The 16,815-nt window shown below is 35.0% G+C and carries 11 protein-coding genes; 2 read left to right on the top strand and 9 right to left on the bottom strand.

The genetic code is table 11. The annotated features are described in order from the left end of the window. Positions 1 to 63: 63 nt before the first annotated feature. On the top strand, positions 64 to 2,064 hold the full coding sequence (locus ACHRVZ_RS01950) for a heavy metal translocating P-type ATPase (protein ID WP_395420441.1): 2,001 nt from the start codon (positions 64 to 66) through the stop codon (positions 2,062 to 2,064). A 66-nt stretch (positions 2,065 to 2,130) separates the two neighbouring features. Here the strand turns inward: ACHRVZ_RS01950 and ACHRVZ_RS01945 are convergent, their stop codons facing one another. Beyond that, positions 2,131 to 2,781, bottom strand: a complete 651-nt coding sequence (locus tag ACHRVZ_RS01945; protein WP_395420439.1) for a GNAT family N-acetyltransferase — start codon at positions 2,779 to 2,781, stop codon at positions 2,131 to 2,133. A gap of 167 nt (positions 2,782 to 2,948) precedes the next feature. On the opposite strand from ACHRVZ_RS01945, the gene ACHRVZ_RS01940 reads away from it, so the two are divergent. After that, positions 2,949 to 4,022, top strand: coding sequence for a BamA/TamA family outer membrane protein (locus ACHRVZ_RS01940; RefSeq protein ID WP_395420437.1), 1,074 nt, complete (start codon positions 2,949 to 2,951; stop codon positions 4,020 to 4,022). Between the two features lie 16 nt (positions 4,023 to 4,038). Here the strand turns inward: ACHRVZ_RS01940 and ACHRVZ_RS01935 are convergent, their stop codons facing one another. The 8 genes from ACHRVZ_RS01935 to ACHRVZ_RS01900 all read right to left on the bottom strand — a co-directional run bounded on the left by ACHRVZ_RS01935 (position 4,039) and on the right by ACHRVZ_RS01900 (position 16,815). Continuing rightward, on the bottom strand, positions 4,039 to 5,106 hold the full coding sequence (locus ACHRVZ_RS01935; RefSeq protein ID WP_395420435.1) for an NAD(P)H-dependent flavin oxidoreductase: 1,068 nt from the start codon (positions 5,104 to 5,106) through the stop codon (positions 4,039 to 4,041). Between the two features lie 33 nt (positions 5,107 to 5,139). Next, complete coding sequence (locus ACHRVZ_RS01930; RefSeq protein ID WP_395420433.1) at positions 5,140 to 5,538, bottom strand: tautomerase family protein; 399 nt, start codon at positions 5,536 to 5,538, stop codon at positions 5,140 to 5,142. 51 nt (positions 5,539 to 5,589) lie between these two features. Next, a complete protein-coding gene (locus ACHRVZ_RS01925; protein WP_395420431.1) occupies positions 5,590 to 6,240 on the bottom strand; it encodes a VOC family protein in 651 nt (216 codons plus the stop codon). A 231-nt stretch (positions 6,241 to 6,471) separates the two neighbouring features. Beyond that, a complete protein-coding gene (locus ACHRVZ_RS01920) occupies positions 6,472 to 8,859 on the bottom strand; it encodes an arylsulfatase (RefSeq protein ID WP_395420429.1) in 2,388 nt (795 codons plus the stop codon). 238 nt (positions 8,860 to 9,097) lie between these two features. Continuing rightward, entirely contained in the window at positions 9,098 to 10,246 is a 1,149-nt protein-coding gene (locus ACHRVZ_RS01915) for a cytochrome-c peroxidase (RefSeq protein WP_395420428.1), read from the bottom strand. A 267-nt stretch (positions 10,247 to 10,513) separates the two neighbouring features. Continuing rightward, positions 10,514 to 11,986 carry a hypothetical protein gene (locus ACHRVZ_RS01910; RefSeq protein WP_395420426.1) on the bottom strand — a complete coding sequence of 491 codons (1,473 nt, stop codon included), beginning with the start codon at positions 11,984 to 11,986 and terminating at the stop codon, positions 10,514 to 10,516. Further along, complete coding sequence (locus tag ACHRVZ_RS01905; protein WP_395420425.1) at positions 11,973 to 13,454, bottom strand: RagB/SusD family nutrient uptake outer membrane protein; 1,482 nt, start codon at positions 13,452 to 13,454, stop codon at positions 11,973 to 11,975. The genes ACHRVZ_RS01910 and ACHRVZ_RS01905 overlap by 14 nt, the downstream gene beginning before the upstream one ends. Positions 13,455 to 13,458: 4 nt before the next feature. Continuing rightward, a complete protein-coding gene (locus tag ACHRVZ_RS01900) occupies positions 13,459 to 16,815 on the bottom strand; it encodes a SusC/RagA family TonB-linked outer membrane protein (protein ID WP_395420423.1) in 3,357 nt (1,118 codons plus the stop codon).

Raw genomic sequence — 16,815 nt, 5'->3', positions numbered from 1 at the left:
CATAAGGTTGAAAACCAAAGTGGCGAAGCAAACTTAAAACAAATAAAACTTGAAACGCATTTTATGGAACATATACATAAAGAAGAAAAAATTACAAAGAAAAAAACGAACCAATCCAGTTGCTGCTGTTCGCACGATGAACCTGTACATTCTGAAAATGATGGGCACGATCACGGACACGATCATGAACATGGCGCTGAAGGGAGTTTGTTTAAAATATTTCTACCGGCCATAATTTCTCTTGCTCTATTACTTATAGGTATTGGGTTCGATCATTATTATCCTCAAAGTTGGTTTTCAGGATATGTTAGAATTGCATGGTATATTGTTGCTTATTTACCAGTTGGATTGCCAGTTTTAAAAGAAGCTTATGAAAGTATTATGAAGGGCGATGTGTTTTCAGAATTTTTTCTGATGTGCATTGCTACTATTGGCGCTTTTGCTATTGGTGAATATCCGGAAGGTGTTGCAGTAATGTTGTTTTATACCATTGGAGAAAACTTTCAGGGATTGGCGGTAAGCCGTGCAAAATCGAATATCAAAAGTTTATTAGATCAGCGTCCTGATGAAGTTAATGTTGTAGAAAATAATATTGCCACAAAGATCAAAGCGGCTGATGTAAAAATTGGAGCGATTATTCAGCTTAAAGCGGGTGAAAAATTAGGTTTAGATGGAGAATTATTATCGGATACAGCTTCGTTTAATACCGCGGCTCTAACCGGTGAAAGTAAACCTGATACGAAAGTAAAAGGAGAAACTGTTTTGGCTGGAATGATAAACGGAAACACAATTTCTTTAATAAAAGTAACGACTGCTTATAACGATAGCAAACTTTCTAAAATTTTAGAAATGGTGCAAAATGCGACAACTAAAAAAGCGCCTGCCGAATTGTTTATCAGGAAATTTGCCAAAATCTATACACCAATTGTGGTCTATTTGGCTATTGCAATTTGTTTGTTGCCAATGCTTTTTGTTTCCAATTATGTATTTAGCGACTGGTTGTACAGAGCCTTGGTTTTCTTAGTGATTTCATGTCCTTGCGCATTGGTAATTAGTATTCCGCTAGGTTATTTTGGAGGAATTGGTGCTGCAAGTAAAAACGGAATTCTATTTAAAGGAAGTAATTTTTTAGATAGTATTTCCACCATTCAAAATGTGGTGATGGACAAAACCGGAACAATGACCGAAGGTGTTTTTAAAGTTCAGGAAGTTATTATTCAGGATGGTTTCGACAAAGATGAAATGCTGAAATTAGTGAATGTATTAGAAAGTCAAAGTACACATCCGGTTGCTACGGCGATTCATAATCACGTTGGAAAAATTGATGCTTCAATTGAATTAAAAAATGTAGAAGAAATTTCCGGTCACGGATTGAAAGCTGAGATTAATGGAAAAGAGCTTCATGTAGGGAATTTTAAATTGATGGATAAATTCGATATTAACTATGATATTGATCCAAATGCGGTTGTTTATACTACAATTGCCATTGCTTATGATAAAAAATTTGCAGGTTATATTACCATTGCAGATGAAATTAAAGAAGACGCTAAAGAAACAGTTGACAGATTAAAAGCATTGGGCGTAAAAGTAACCATGTTAAGTGGTGATAAAACAAACGTTGTTCAGTTTGTAGCCAATAAATTAGGAATTACAAATGCTTTTGGAGATTTATTGCCAGAGGATAAAGTCAATAAACTTAACGAAATCAAAGCCAAAAACGAAACCGTAGCTTTTGTAGGCGATGGAGTAAATGATGCTCCGGTAATAGCTTTAAGTACAGTTGGAATTGCAATGGGAGGTTTAGGAAGTGACGCCACAATTGAAACTGCAGATATCGTAATTCAAGATGATAAACCGAGCAAAATACCAATGGCGATTAATATAGGAAAACAAACCAAAAAGATTGTCTGGCAGAATATTACATTGGCTTTTGTTGTAAAGGCTTTTGTGCTAATTCTTGGTGCGGGCGGACTCGCTACAATGTGGGAAGCTGTTTTTGCCGATGTTGGAGTCGCACTTTTAGCAATACTAAATGCAGTAAGAATTCAGAAAATGAAATTTTAATATCCAAAATTTATAAAAGTCGCTTCAGAACGAAAATTTGAAGCGACTTTTATTATTAGAGTCTTTTTAGTCAACATTTGGAATAACAAGAGACGTATAAAGACAATAGATTTCCCATCCTATAGACTCATAGAACAATTTACCTTGTTCTGTTGCAACCAGAAAATTATTGTAAACACCATTTGCCACAGCGATCTTTTCAAGTTCCTGCATCAGGAAAGTTGCAAGTCCCTTTCTTTTATGATTTTCTTCGGTTAAAATTCTATCGTAGACAGCTAAATCATCTACAAGAACAACACGCCCTATTGAAGCTAATGCACCATTTTTAGTAACGATCCGAATAACATAGGTTGAATTGTAATGTTCAAATTCTAGTTTATATTCATCATTTAAAGTACAGTTTAGAATGTTCATTGGATGAAAGCAAGACATCATATATCCTTGAGGCTGAATAATCCATTTTTCAGCTATTTTATTTTTTATTTCGTCAGGAGAAGAACAAACTTTTAGAAAAATCCCAGGTTGAGTAATCGATTGTGATAATTCGACAAGATCCTCATGAAGTGCTGTAAAAACATACCGTCTTTTTTGATTCTCATACCCAACTTCAACCATAAGTCCTGATTTGTATTTTGAAGGCAATGGCAATTTTCTGGATAATGACCAGGCGGTAAGCCATTTCTCTACAATACTAAAAGGAATATTTCTTTGAATCATATGATAAATCCGGAATTACAAATGTAAATAAAATAATAAGCAGATTTTACAAGCAGGAACTTAAAAAGAACGGTTTCATTTTATAACATGGAACGCAAGATTAGGTAAATTGAAAGGATATTTTTTAATCATGTGTTAGTTTTGTTTTATACATTAAAAACAAAATTATGAAGAAAGTACTTTTAGGTTGCATCATATTATCATTATGGTGTCCGAGAGCTTGGACTCAGACAAAGATTGCTGACAGTACGGGATCTAAAACGAAAATTAAGAATATTGATTTCAATGTAATGCCTTATCTTAACTACAACAGAACTCTTGATTTTATGTTTGGGGCAATCCCGATGATGATGTATAAAGTAAACAAAGCCGATACAATTTCACCTAAATCTTTATCCGGTATTTCGGCCATTTATACAACCAATAAATCTTATTTCATAGCCACATTCAACAAATGGTATTTTAAAGAAGATATGTGGCGTGCCCAAGTGTTTTTAGCTACAGGCAACCAGAATGCACAGTATTTTGTCGACGATATTGATGTACCGGATTTTTATAATTACGGAACAAAAACAAGCATGATAAATTTCAGCCTGCAACGCAAGGTCATTAAAGCTTTATATGCAGGTATTGGTTATTCTTACGCGCATTATGACACAAAATACCAGGACGATGTGCAACCAGCTACGACAACACATACAAATGGGTTACAGCTCATAATGTTGTACGATACCCGCGATGCCGTTTATTATCCTACTAAAGGTGATAAAGTAAAATTGCGATGGCTTACTTATCCCACTTGGTTTGGGAATGATGTCAATGCCAATAAAATTCTGTCAGAATATAATAAATATTTTCCAATGCGAAATGGAACCGATGTACTCGCAGCTCGTTTTTCAGGAAAGTTCGGATTAGGAGCTATTGCATTTGAACAGCAAGTAACTATTGGTAATGAAGATATCAGAGGATATTCTGAAGGAAAATACCGTGGCGACGGACTTATGGATTTGCAAGCGGAGTATCGCTACAATTTTAATAAAAAAATGGGACTCGTTGGCTTTGCCGGCGTTGCTACGATATACGGATCTGATACAACCAGTTTTAATTGGAAATTATATCCTGGAGCGGGCGTTGGTTATCGCTACAGAGCATTTAAAACTGAGAAATTTAATGTTGGTTTAGATGCTGCTGTTGGTAAAGGCGATTGGGGACTATATTTCCGTATCGGTGAAGCCTTTTGACGAATTTTAATTTTATCTAAAGCATAAAGTCTTCGGTTTCCTGAATTAAATCGTTCAACAATTCAAAAGTAGATTTTTCGCTAAAACCGTTAATTGATTGCCCAAGCCAAATACCAACAAAATCGGTAAGTTCTTTTTCTTTAGCGATTTTCCTTAATTCATAGGTTAGTTTATTCTGATAAGGATAAGGCAAAACATAATCCGAATGTTCAAGGATTTCGATAAATTTATTTTTAATACCTCTGGCATATCTTCCGGAAAACGATTTGGTTAGCACAATTTCATGTTCTTTTACCAATTTTAATCTGTTTTTTTCAAACGGTTTCAGCGCGCTTTCTGTAGATCCTAAAAGTAAACTTCCTACTTGAAATCCTTTTGCGCCCAAATTTTTTGCAGCCAAAAGTGTTTTTGCATTGTAAATTCCGCCGGCATAAATCAACGGATTTTTTACATTTTCAGTTATTTGAGATAGCAATGAAAGTCCTCCAATCTCTGGAATATTATTTGGATTAAAACTTCCTCGATGTCCGCCGGCTTCAATTCCCTGAACGCATATAATATCGATTTCCTTTTCAGATAAAATTTTTGCTTCTTCCAGAGAAGTACAAGTTCCAATTAAAAGCACATTGTTTTTTTTCAAAAGTGTTATCGATTCATCGTCGAGACATCCAAAAATAAAACTTAGAATTTTACATTTTTGATGAATAATGGCTTCAACCTGATCGTGATAATCAGTGATTTTAATTGTATTTAATTCAGGTAAAACAACTTTAAGACCGTTCTCATTGGCCAGATTTTCTATAAAGCTTTTAGCTTTGTAATAACGATGAGTAAGTGTATCATCAATTTTCGGAATTTCATTTACAAAAATGTTCACAGCAAAAGGTTTGTCTGTCAATTTTTGCGTTTCATTAATGAGCCTGATACAATTTTCAGCATTTAGATCGGCCAAAGCCAATGATCCTAAGCAACCTGCGTTAGAACTGGCTGCGGTCATTTGTGGCGTCGTAACTCCAAACATTGGCGACTGAACAATAGGATATTGAATATCAAATAAACTTGTAATTGAATTATTCCAGTTCATTGTTCTCTAAATTAAAATTCGTTTCTTTAAAACTTACTTTTTTAAATGTTTAGGTTCCTGAATTTCACCATTTCCAAAAGACCAATTTTCCAAACCGTTATTTTCTAATAAAACAATAATAACATTGTTGATTAAAATTTCTGTTGAGGTCGAAATTTTTGATGCAATTTTATGGTACAAATTTTTCTTTTGTTCTGCCGTTCTTCCTTGCCCGGCAGTAATTTGAACATAAATAATTTCTTCAGAATGTGAAATACCAAGATAACTGTCCGGATATTTTATTTGATGAGGTTCTAATTCTTCAATTACATGAAAATAATCGTCTTTCGGAATATGAAATTCTTCTATTAAAGATTGATGAACAGCTTCTGAAATAGTATTTTTTGTAGCTAGTGAAAGTTTTTTAGGCAGACTGATTCGGACAAAAGGCATTTTTTGAAATTTTAGTTTTTATAAAAATAAGGAATATTAAGTAATGAAAACTTAAAATTTGAGTTCAATTTTCCTTCCATTATTTTCTATTCTAACTTCAGTTCTATTGCTTTCAGAAGGAGTTTTAGTAGGATACCAATTTCGATTTGGTTTTACCATAATTAATAAACCTTCGTCATCTCCAAGGGCAGCAAAAACTTCGCTATTGTCATTTTTAGAAAAGAATTCCAAATTATGTTTTGCAATTAGTTCTTTTCCTAATGCCAACGGATTTTCATTTACGATTCCAATTTCACTAATGTTTAAAATAGATTTTGAGCTGAATTTTTCTGTTTGAGCATTATTAAGATCATGTCTTGCGATAAATTCCAGTAAATTGCCATTATTATCATAGAAATAAACGGCGTTTGCATTCCAGTTTTCAAAATTAGTAATGATTTTTTGATCTTCAATAAAAATTAAATCTATTTTGTTTTTGCACCATTCAATCGCTTCGTTAAGTTTATTTTCAGGGATATTAAATGCAAAGTGATAGATAGAATCGAAAGAAGTGTTTGCTATGAATTTTAAAGTAGAATTTCCTGCTTGAATGGTAACAGAATCCAACTGTTTTTCTATTATTGATAATTCTAAGATATCTTGATAAAATGATATAGTTTTTTGGATGTCGCTGGTCTGAATTTGAATTTGTTCTAGTTTCATGATGGTACTTTTTGTAAAAGATGTAAAAGCTTCTTTTTGTTTCAAACAAATTTAAAAAATGATGCGTGTTTTCTGGCTTCATCGCTATTTTATACTTCAATGAAAGTATAGGGAATTACTATAAAGAATGGTTTGGAGATTTAAAAAAGTAGTTTATATTGTTCTTTCTAATACAAAAGAAAGCCTATTTCATTTAGAAATAGGCTTTTAGTCATGTTTAAAAAAAAGGATTTATGGCTTTAATTCGACAACAACTTTTTCGATTTTACCCTGAAAAGTAAAAGGTGCATCGTAGGTTCTGTCAACAGGAGTTCCAAAATCTTCGCCTACGTCCAGCGTCTCATCTGCAGAGAAACGACTCGGAACTGTTTTAGGAATATCACCGCTTGCTACTTTTTTTCCGTCGACTAACAAAGTAGCTTTTGCTGCTTTACCAACGCCGCCACCTGCGTAGTCAAAGTTTAGAACAATAGTGTGTTTTCCGGCAGTTAAAGCTGTTGGCGATTGTATACGCCACTTATGATTAGGATAATGAGAAAAGGCATAAGCAAAAGTTGGTTTTCCTTTTTGAAGCATTAAAGCGAGTCCTGCAAAATAACCACCTTGAGTAATGATCATTCCCTCTTGTCCGGCTTTTACCTCTACATCAGCAGTAATACTAAAGGAAGTGTTTTTCATATTTGGCGCCATTCCTTCCGTAATACGCGATGTACCTTGATGAAAAGTAAATTGTGATCTTCCTTTGTTTAAATTAGGACGATTTTCAGGATTCACTCGGTCAATATAACGATCGTCAAAAGGAAAAACTTTATATTTTTCAGCTTCTTCCATAAAAGCTTTTTGCATCTCTTTTAATTTTTCCGGATTTTGAGCTGCAATATCGTTTGCCTGACTAAAGTCTTTTGTCAAGTCGTACAATTCCCATTTATAATCTTTTACAGGATCTTCTGATGGAATTGGATGTCCTTGCCACGGAAGATTTTTTGGAGTTGTATTAGCCAGCCATCCGTCTTTATAAAAACCTCTGTTGGCAATCACTTCAAAATATTGTGTTTTATGTGTTTCAGGAGCGTTTGCATTATCAAAAGAATATACTAAACTTTTCCCCGCTATAGGAGTCTGATCAAATCCATCTACTTTTTTAGGCTGAGGTATATTTGCTGCTTCAAGAACGGTCGGTACAATATCGGTAATATGAGCAAACTGACTGCGAATTTGTCCAATTTGTTTGATTCTTGCAGGCCAGGAAATCACCATTCCGGTACGGCTGCCCCCTAAATGCGACGCAATTTTTTTATCCCATTGAAAAGGAGTATTCATAGCATGAGCCCAACTTTGTGAGTAATGTTCAGCCATCCACGGACCACCAAAATCGTCGAGATGTTTCAGCATAAATTCTTCAGTATCTACTTCGCCATTGACCATAATACCTATTTCGCTTGTTAATCCCTGACCGGTCGGGTCTTCAGCACTGGCGCCATTATCGCCCATTATAAAAATAACCATCGTATTATCATATTGCCCTAAATCTTTAATAGATTGAAGTATTCTGCCAATTTGATTATCACAATACGCCAACATTGCTGCATAAACTTCCATTTCTCTTGCCGCAACTTTTTTCATTCCCGGAGATAAAGCATCCCATTTTTGATATTCCGGCGGAGTGGGGGCCAGTAATGCATCAGTGGGTATAATGCCTAACTTTTTTTGATTTTCATAAGTGGCAATGCGCTGCTTATCAAATCCCTGATCAAATTTTCCTTTAAATTTCGCAATCCATTCTTTAGGAGCCTGATGAGGCGCATGTGCCGTTCCTGGTGTGTAGTAAGCAAAGAAAGGTTTGTTTGGCGAAACGTTTTTTTGTGTTTGTATCCAATGAATGGCATGATCAGCCAAATCACGGTCTAAGATATAATTAGGATCTACTTTTTCCTCTTTAAAGTAAGGATCTACAGGTTTTGTACCTTCAAACAAAGCAGGTCTAAATTGATGTGCATCGGCGCCCAGAAAACCATAGAAATATTCGAAACCTAAACCTGTCGGCCATAAATTAAAAGGACCTGCCGGTGTAGATTGCCAATCTGGTACATTATGATTTTTTCCAAACCAAGAAGTACCGTAGCCATTATCAGTCAGTATTTTACCAATGGTAGCAACACTTCGTGGGACCAAACTGTTATATCCCGGATAAGGCGTTGAGAATTCCATAATAATTCCTGTTGCAGCGGTATGATGATTTCTACCCGTAATAAGTGCTGCTCTCGAAGGCGAACAAACAGCGGTGGTATGAAAACGATTGTATTTTAATCCGCTTTGAGCAAGGGCATCAAAATTTGGGGTAGGAATTGGGCCTCCAAAAGTCGAACTTGCTCCAAAACCCACATCGTCGATCATAATTAGTAATACGTTGGGCGCTCCTTCAGGTGCGCTAATTTCTTTTGGCCATTCTATAGGGTCAGAATCTTTGATGGTTGGAGCCACTTTACCTACTTTTTGATAAGGTTCTATTGGAAGAACAGTTCTATCAGGCCAGTTTTTTGGTGCCGAATTTTCCTGAGCATTAACAGAGCAATGAGCAAGAAGTACAATTAAACCTGCGAATAAAAAGTTATTTTTCATAATAAGCTGTGGTATTATATTAAAAAAAAACAGTGAGGATTTATTTGGTAAATTGCTGTAAATGAACAATTTGCTAGTAAATTTACAAAAAATTATGAAAAACACTGAAAATTTTGTTAAAATATTTAGTACGATTATTAGTAAGATTTAAAACAAAAAAAGAGCCCATTTTTATAGCAAAATGGGCTCTTTTGATTTAAGTATATGTAGAACAAATATATGAGTCAGCTTAATTTAATTACTTTGGCATTGTTGGAATAATAATTCTTCGTGTTGGCGTGCTTAAAGTTTCTATAAAAGCCAAAAGATCGTTGATTTCCTCTTTGTTTAAATCTAATTTTTTAAGTAAAGGATCTGGTTTCGGAATCAACGAATCGCGCGCAGTTCCGGCATATTTTTTCTGAATAGGAGCAGGGTTGCCTAAATTGTAAAGTTCAACGACATCTAATAATGACGGAAAATGTCCGTGATGCATCCATGGTTTAGTGTTGACAACTTCACGCAAGGTTGGTGTTCTAAACTTGCCAATATCTTCTTTGTTTTTGGTTACATTATAACGCCCAAAATCTTCGTTTTTTGTTCCGAATAAAGTTTGTCCGTCATTATGAAATTGATTGTCGCTAAAATAAGGCGTATTATGGCAATTGATGCATTGTGCTTTGGTTCTGAATAAATGTAGACCTTTTACTTGTGAGTCACTATAAGCGTCTGATTTACCACTAATAAAGTTATCAAATTTACTTTTTGGACTATTAATGGATCTTTCGAAAGTCGCGATTGCATATTGTATTCTTTGCAGATCTACTTTTTTATCGCCAAAAGCAGCTGTAAAAAGCTCATTATAACCTTTAATTTTGGCAATTTTATCGACAGCGATGGTTAGTTTTTCATTCATTTCCAGAGGATCTCCAATAGGAAATTGTGCCTGATCTTCAAGGCTTGAAGCGCGACCATCCCAGAATAAAGTTTTGGCGTACGCCGAGTTTAAAATCGTCATCGAGTTGCGTTTTCCCGTTTGGCGATCGTGACCAAAAGAACGGGTTAAATTATCTGTCCAGCCCAATTCAGGATTATGACAAGACGCGCATGCAATTTGTCCGCTGTTGGATAATCTCGGGTCAAAAAACAATATTTTACCCAGACTTTCTTTTTCTTTAGAATATGGATTATACGCTGGATATGGAACGGCAGAAAGCACTCCAATATCCTGGAATGCTTTTTTGTCTATACTTTTATCTAATTCAGGTGCAGGCCAACTAGTTGGATCTCCGCTGGAGTAGAGTTTTCGTAATTCCGTAACATCAATATAGTCGGGTTGTTCGATGCTCTTGTAAGCGGTTAAACTTAGCAGGAATAAAAAGGGGATTATTAGTTTTTTTGCTTTCATTTTTTTTTCATTTTCCGTTGTAGTCTTTAGTCTCAGTTTTCAGTTTTCAGTCGCAGTCTTCGGTCTCGGTTTTCAGTCTCGGTTTTCAGTCTCGGTCTCAGTTTTCAGTCGCGGTGTACAAGCTTCGTTTTTAAAACTTTGACAAAGTTGGTTTACGTTTTTCTTAAAATAGAGTTTATACTCTACGTTATAAACTGAAAACTGAAAACTGAAAACCGCGACTGCGACTGAACACTGAAAACTGAGACTGAAAACTGAAAACTTTTTTTAAAGATCAACTTCCTTCGCGCAAGGTTCGTTTATTGCACTAATTTTTGGATAGGTTTTGTTGTTGTAAATTTTGTATTGAGAAGTAGCTGTTCCACCAAATAATTCCTGATTGGTTAATTTCAACTCAAACGAAATTTCAAATAAACCTGTGCTGATTTCTTTGTAAGTTCCTTCGCCCGAAATGGCAATACTATGACTGCTTTTTGTAGTGCTGGCAACGGTTATGTATTGCGGAATAACTAAAACTTTTCCCTGGGTTTTACTGTTTCCGTTATCCGGGAAAAATTCTAATGCCGAGGTGATATTAAATCCTGGAGAATTTGCCGCAGCGGTACTTTCGTTGGTAAACCATCTTTTTAAATTGAAAGAATTGGTTGTAGATGTTCCTGAAACTACATTAAAACCAATTTTGAAAGCATCGTGATAAATATCGTCATTTGGGTTTGTTGTGCCTTTATCGCTGTATAAAATAGCGTTTGGATTGTCTTTTGTAACTACAACCGGAAACGTAAAAGCATTAAAAGCCTGCCATGCACAAGTTCCGCTTTTATCAAACCAGTTTTCGCCATAAGTCAAATAAAACTGATTGGTTAAGTCGTAAAATTTTGATGCTGGATTGGCTTTTACATCTCTCGCTGATTTAATTGGTTTTACGATTTGTAAAATTTTGTTTCCTGTCGCAGGATAATTTGTTGTATTGATTAAAGTTAGGGAGCTTTCGTAATAAACATCGTCATTCTGAAGGTCTTCCAGAAGTTTTAAATGATAGTTTATCGAACTTCTGTTTGTTCCATAATCGTCGTGTGTTAATTCGTAATCAAAGCCGTTTAAGAACTGAAACATTTCAAGTTTATCAACTTCTGAAGGAAAAAATCCGTTAGGGAAATTCACTTTAAAATCGATTACTTCGCCTTTAACTCCTTTAATATCAATTTTACTTACAGGAAAAGTATAGTTGGTAGAGATTGTTCCCAAATCAATTTTAAAAGTATCGTTTGTTGCTTCGGTATTTCGATTTCCGATATGAATTTCAGGATCAGAAGCATTTTCTAATTTTAAAGTAATGCTTTGGTTTTCAGTCCATCTTTTGTCAAATGAAACAAAAACGGTGTCTGTAAGTTTGCTTCCCTCAAACGTAAGTGTTGTTTTTGGATTAAGGCTGTAACTGTCTGTTGCACCAGTTGATGTTGCACTAAAATTGACTGTAACGGCATTTTTTAGCGAAAATGAAGTTAAGGCAACAGGTACCTTTAGTGTTTTTACAGAGGTGTTTTCAAAGCTGTTTCTTGGAATTAAATTGGCGTTTACAGCCGGATATTCAAGCGGTATATTATCACTTTTTGTCATAAAGTTAAATCTCACAAACGGATCTACGTTTTCTCCGCCTAATTTGTAATCGTCTTTAGAACAAGCTGCAAATAATAGTATTATAGCAATAGATAGTGTCGGTATAAATTTAATACGATTCATTTTGCTTTAGGTTTGAGTTAAGATTGATATTGAAAAGTGGTATTGGCAATATAAATTTTGGTGAAGGATAATTTAAGCTGCAGACATTAGAAATACAGCCGTCATTTCGAGAAATTCCTTTTTGGTTTCGGGCAAGATCAAATAATAAATGTCCTTCAAAACAAAGTTCTTTTCTTCTTTCTAATAGAATGTTTTCTTTAATGTTGGTTGTATTTGTCAAAAGAGTTGCATTTGCTCTGGCTCTGATAACATTAACATCGGCCATTGCTAAGTCTGGTTTGTTGGTTTCGACAGCCGCTTCAGCACGAATTAAGTACATTTCACTCAATCGAAAAGCAACATAACCAGGATTGTCGTGGTATTTTTTGGTGAAATTATACGGCATCAGTACTTGGTTTCCGGCAATTAAGGTAGAAAGTTGCAACGGTAAGAATAATTTTTTACGCAAATCATTAGTTTCATATAGATTGAACAAATCGTTTGAAGCTACATATTTTCGACCAGTATCAGATATCGTGAACAAGGGCGGAGGCGAAGTGCTATAACCAAAGTAAGCCGCTATCGAACTAGAAGTTGTACCTGATGCGTCTCTTGGGACAGTAAATTCTAATAAAATTTCAGAAACCGGTAAATCTGTTTTTTCCCATTCTGATACTAAATTTGTAGCATTCATTAGTGGTACGCCAGAGTTTGCAATTACATCATTGGCAGTATCATATGCATTTTGCCAGTCTTTTTTGTACAAATAAACACGTGCAAGCAATGCTTTTGTATTGTTTCGGTTAAAATAAGAATAGGCCGGACCGTCTGAAACTGATTTATCTGCATAATTACCTAAAGCCGCTTTTAAATCGTCAATAATAAAATTATAGGTATTGGCAACCGTTTCTCTTTTTGGATATTGAATTCCACCTTTTATTGAATGCGTATTGTAAACAATTCCTAAATGAGAAGCATCTGGCGTAAAACCGTAATTTTGACTGTAGATTAACGACAGCATAAAGTGTGCATAAGCACGTATTGTAAGTACTTCGGCTTTAATTTGGTTTTTCTCGGCATCAGTTGCATCGGTTAAATTAGGTGTGTATTCTAAAATTAAGTTTGCTTGATTTATAATGCTGTAACTCGCATCATAAAACATCTTAAAATCACTTGTTTCGGCTTGGTCTTCAAAAGAATAAACTTTTTGTAGTGCTGTTGGCAGTACAATTTGTCCTTTATTCGTAGTATCAAAAGGTGTAATTTTTAAATTTCCGCCTTGCAAATCAGCGTAAACCGCAAAACGTTCGCCTCTCATATTTTCTTCAATACCGGTATAAAGACCTTTTAATGCCGTTAGAACGCCTTTTTTGTCTTGCAAAAGCTCGTCTATCGAAGTTTGAGTTCCCGGTTCCTGTTCTAGGAAATCACTACAGCTTTGCGCAGAAAAAATGAAAAGAGCAAAGGTTATATATTGTAAATATTTCATATTCTTAAAATTTAGCGTTCATTCCGATCGATATAGTTCTCGCTTGCGGATAATTATAATTTAACTCTCTAATACCATTCATTCCCTTTGGACTCTTTTCTTTGTACCAATACCAAACATTTGTAGCATCGGCAAAAACAGCCAGATTGTCCAGAAAAGTGTTCTTTAGAGGAACATTGTAGCTCAAATTGATGTCACTAATTTTCAGAAAAGTAGCATCATAAATATATTTGCTCAAATTGGCCTGAATTGGCGAAGTACTTACTGAACCTTGTGTTGTAATATCTCCTGCTTTTCGCCAGTGATCGTAGGCATTTATCGTAAGATTTCTATTTAAAGTATTCGAATATTTATCGATTAAAACATCTTGTACTAAAAAATCTCCACCAAGCTGAAACGCGCCTCTAATCGATAAAACAATATTTTTATTGATCGTAAAGTTGTTATTAAAACCACCGTAAGCATCCGCTTGCTTGTCTCCAATTGGCACTAAATCGGCATTGGTGAATAAAGATCTGTAGGTTGTAGCGTCGTAAATTTTGCCGTCTTTTTCGACCAAATCACGACCTGTAGCCGGATCAACGCCCACCCAATTTATTCCCCAAAGCGTAGATGTGCTGTAACCTACTTTTTGAGCCAATGCCAAGGTTGCAACAGAATATTCGCTGCCTAAACCTTTAAGCTCTGTAACTTTGTTTTTTACGGTTGAAATATTGAAAGAAGTGGTCCATTTGAAACGATCACTTTTTATCCATTTTATTCTGGTAGTAAACTCAAAACCTTTATTGTACATACTTGAAGCATTCAATTGTACAGAACTGTAACCTGTTTCTGTCGGAATATCTCTTGTTGTAATTAAATCACTTAAATTATCGTAGTAATATTCCAGTAACAATTCGACACGATTAAAAATATTGAAATCGATACCCACATTAAATTTGGTATTTTTTTCCCAACCTAAATGTTCGTTTGGAGCCGCACCCGGTTTTGCTTGTGTACCGCCATTATATCCGTTTTGACTTATGTTATATAAACCTTTAGAACGGTAAGAACCAATTCTGGAGTTTCCGGTAGTTCCGTAGCTTACTTTAAATTTCAATAAATCAATCCATGAAGTCGATTGTAAAAAGTTTTCGTTGCTCGTAATCCAGCTAAAACCTGCACCACCATTGTTGGCAACATCAGAATCATTTCCAAAAACCGAACTTTGATCACGTCTAAAGTTGGCTAAGAAATAGTAGCGCTTTTTATAATTGTAATTGATTTGCGAAAATGCCGAAACTTTTGAGTTGTTGCTATTTTCGTGACTGTAAGTCTGACCCGAGTTGGTTTCATCTATAGTGGTATCAGGATTATCATCTCTAAGCGCTTCAGAAACAGCATGAATCTGGTTTGGATTTACGAAGCCAAGTCCGGAAGAGTAATCAAAGCTTGTTTTGTCTTCAGAAAGTTCCATACCAACAACGCCGTCAATGGCGTGATTTTCGTTCAGTTGTTTTTCAAACAAAAGCTGTCCTTGCCAATTCCATCTGGTTGCGTTTCGTTCGTTAATAATACGACGTCCCCAAGTTGGATATGTAATTTGATTTAAAATAAAACTTCCGTTAAATTGACCGCTTTCATTTTGACCAGAAAAGTAACGATCTTGTTCTTTATCCGTATAATCGATTCCAAAAAGAGTCGAGAATCTCAAACCTTTTGCAATTTGATAACCAAGACTCAAACTACCCATAAGTCCGTAAGTCTGAGATTGGTTTTTATTTTGTTCAATTGCCGCAAATGGATTTCCTCCACTAATACCCGTTAAGCCAATTTTCGAAAGCGAACCATCAGCATTATAAGGTGAAATTGTAGGTAAATAAGCAAAATTGTAAAAAATATTAGGAGCATCTTTTTGAATAAAACTTGGATTCAGCATCAAATTAATATCCCATTTATTAGCACGATAACCCAAATTAACCCCAAGATTTAACTGTTTTGTATTGTTGCCCAATTGAGGCTCATCAATTTTTAAATAATTAACATTGGTACGATAAGAAAATTTAGATGTTGCACCAGAAACGCTCAAATTGTATTTATTAAAGTATCCTGCGTTGTTTAATAAATCAAACCAATCTGTATTTACGCCATTATAAGGCACATCGACATAACCCGGAGTTGTATTTCTTAGAAACTCATTTCTGATTTCGTTATACTGTTCTCCATTCAAATATTTAATTTGATTGATCGCAGATGAAATTCCGGATTGATTAGAAAAACTAAATTGAGTTTTCCCTTTTTTTCCTTTTTTTGTTGTAATTAAAATAACCCCGTTTGCACCATCGGCACCATAAATACCAACGGCTGCGGCATCTTTTAAAACAGTAAATGATTCTATATTTTCGGGTGCAATTTTCATTAACGGATTTGAGAAAGTCTCTGAGTTATCTCCATTTCCGTCAAAAAAAGCACTGTCAATCCCCATTTCTTCGCTCATAACCAATCCGTCTATAATGATAAGCGGCTGAGAAGAAGTTCCTGTTTTTGCTCCTGATAGAGAAGATAAAGTTCCCTGACCACGAATGTTTATTTTAACCGGACCACCAACTCCTGTAGTATTTTCGACTAAAACCCCAGCAATTTGTCCTTCGACCATTTTATCAATACTTTCAGAAGCCTGTTCTACTGCAATATCTTTGGCGTTTAAAGTCGAGATACTTCCCACGATTTCCTCTTTCATTTTTTTGGTTCCGTAAGACGAAGTAATTACAACCTGAGTCAATTCATCAGTATGTTCTTCAAGATAAAATGTAAACTCATTTTTGTTATCGACCTTTACGGTTTGAGTTTCCATTCCTAAATAGCCGACTTCAAGCAACATATTATGAATGTTATTTCCTTTTAACTGATACACAAATCGTCCGTTAAAATCTGTAATAGCGCCCATTCCGGTACCTTTAATACGCACAGTTGCACCGGCAAGTGGTATCTTTTCTTTAGCACTATAAACTATTCCACTTATATATCTTTCTTTTTCTTCAGGGTTAGAGCCAGAAGTTGGAGCAGGAGCAGCGTTCGTTAACAAAACCTGTTTTTTTTGTATGTAAAACGAAATGTTTTTCCCGGCAAATAATTGTGTTAAAGCCGTTTCTAAACTTGCATTTTGAACGTTTATATCTGCCAATTGATCAGCATCAATTTTTCGGGCATTATAAATAATTCTAAAATCAGTTTGATCTTCAATAGCTTTAATAATCAAACTAATAGGTTTGTTTTTTACCTGTAATGTGATGCTTTTATTCTGAGAAAAACCTTTAAAACAGGATATGAATAGGGCTAGGAAAAATAGAATTTTCCTTAAATTAGGTATAGTAAAAGTCAT

The sequence above is a fragment of the Flavobacterium sp. FlaQc-57 genome (assembly GCF_044007395.1).
In the GTDB taxonomy this organism is placed as follows: Bacteria; Bacteroidota; Bacteroidia; order Flavobacteriales; family Flavobacteriaceae; genus Flavobacterium.
This window is presented reverse-complemented; position numbering and strand designations above follow the sequence as displayed.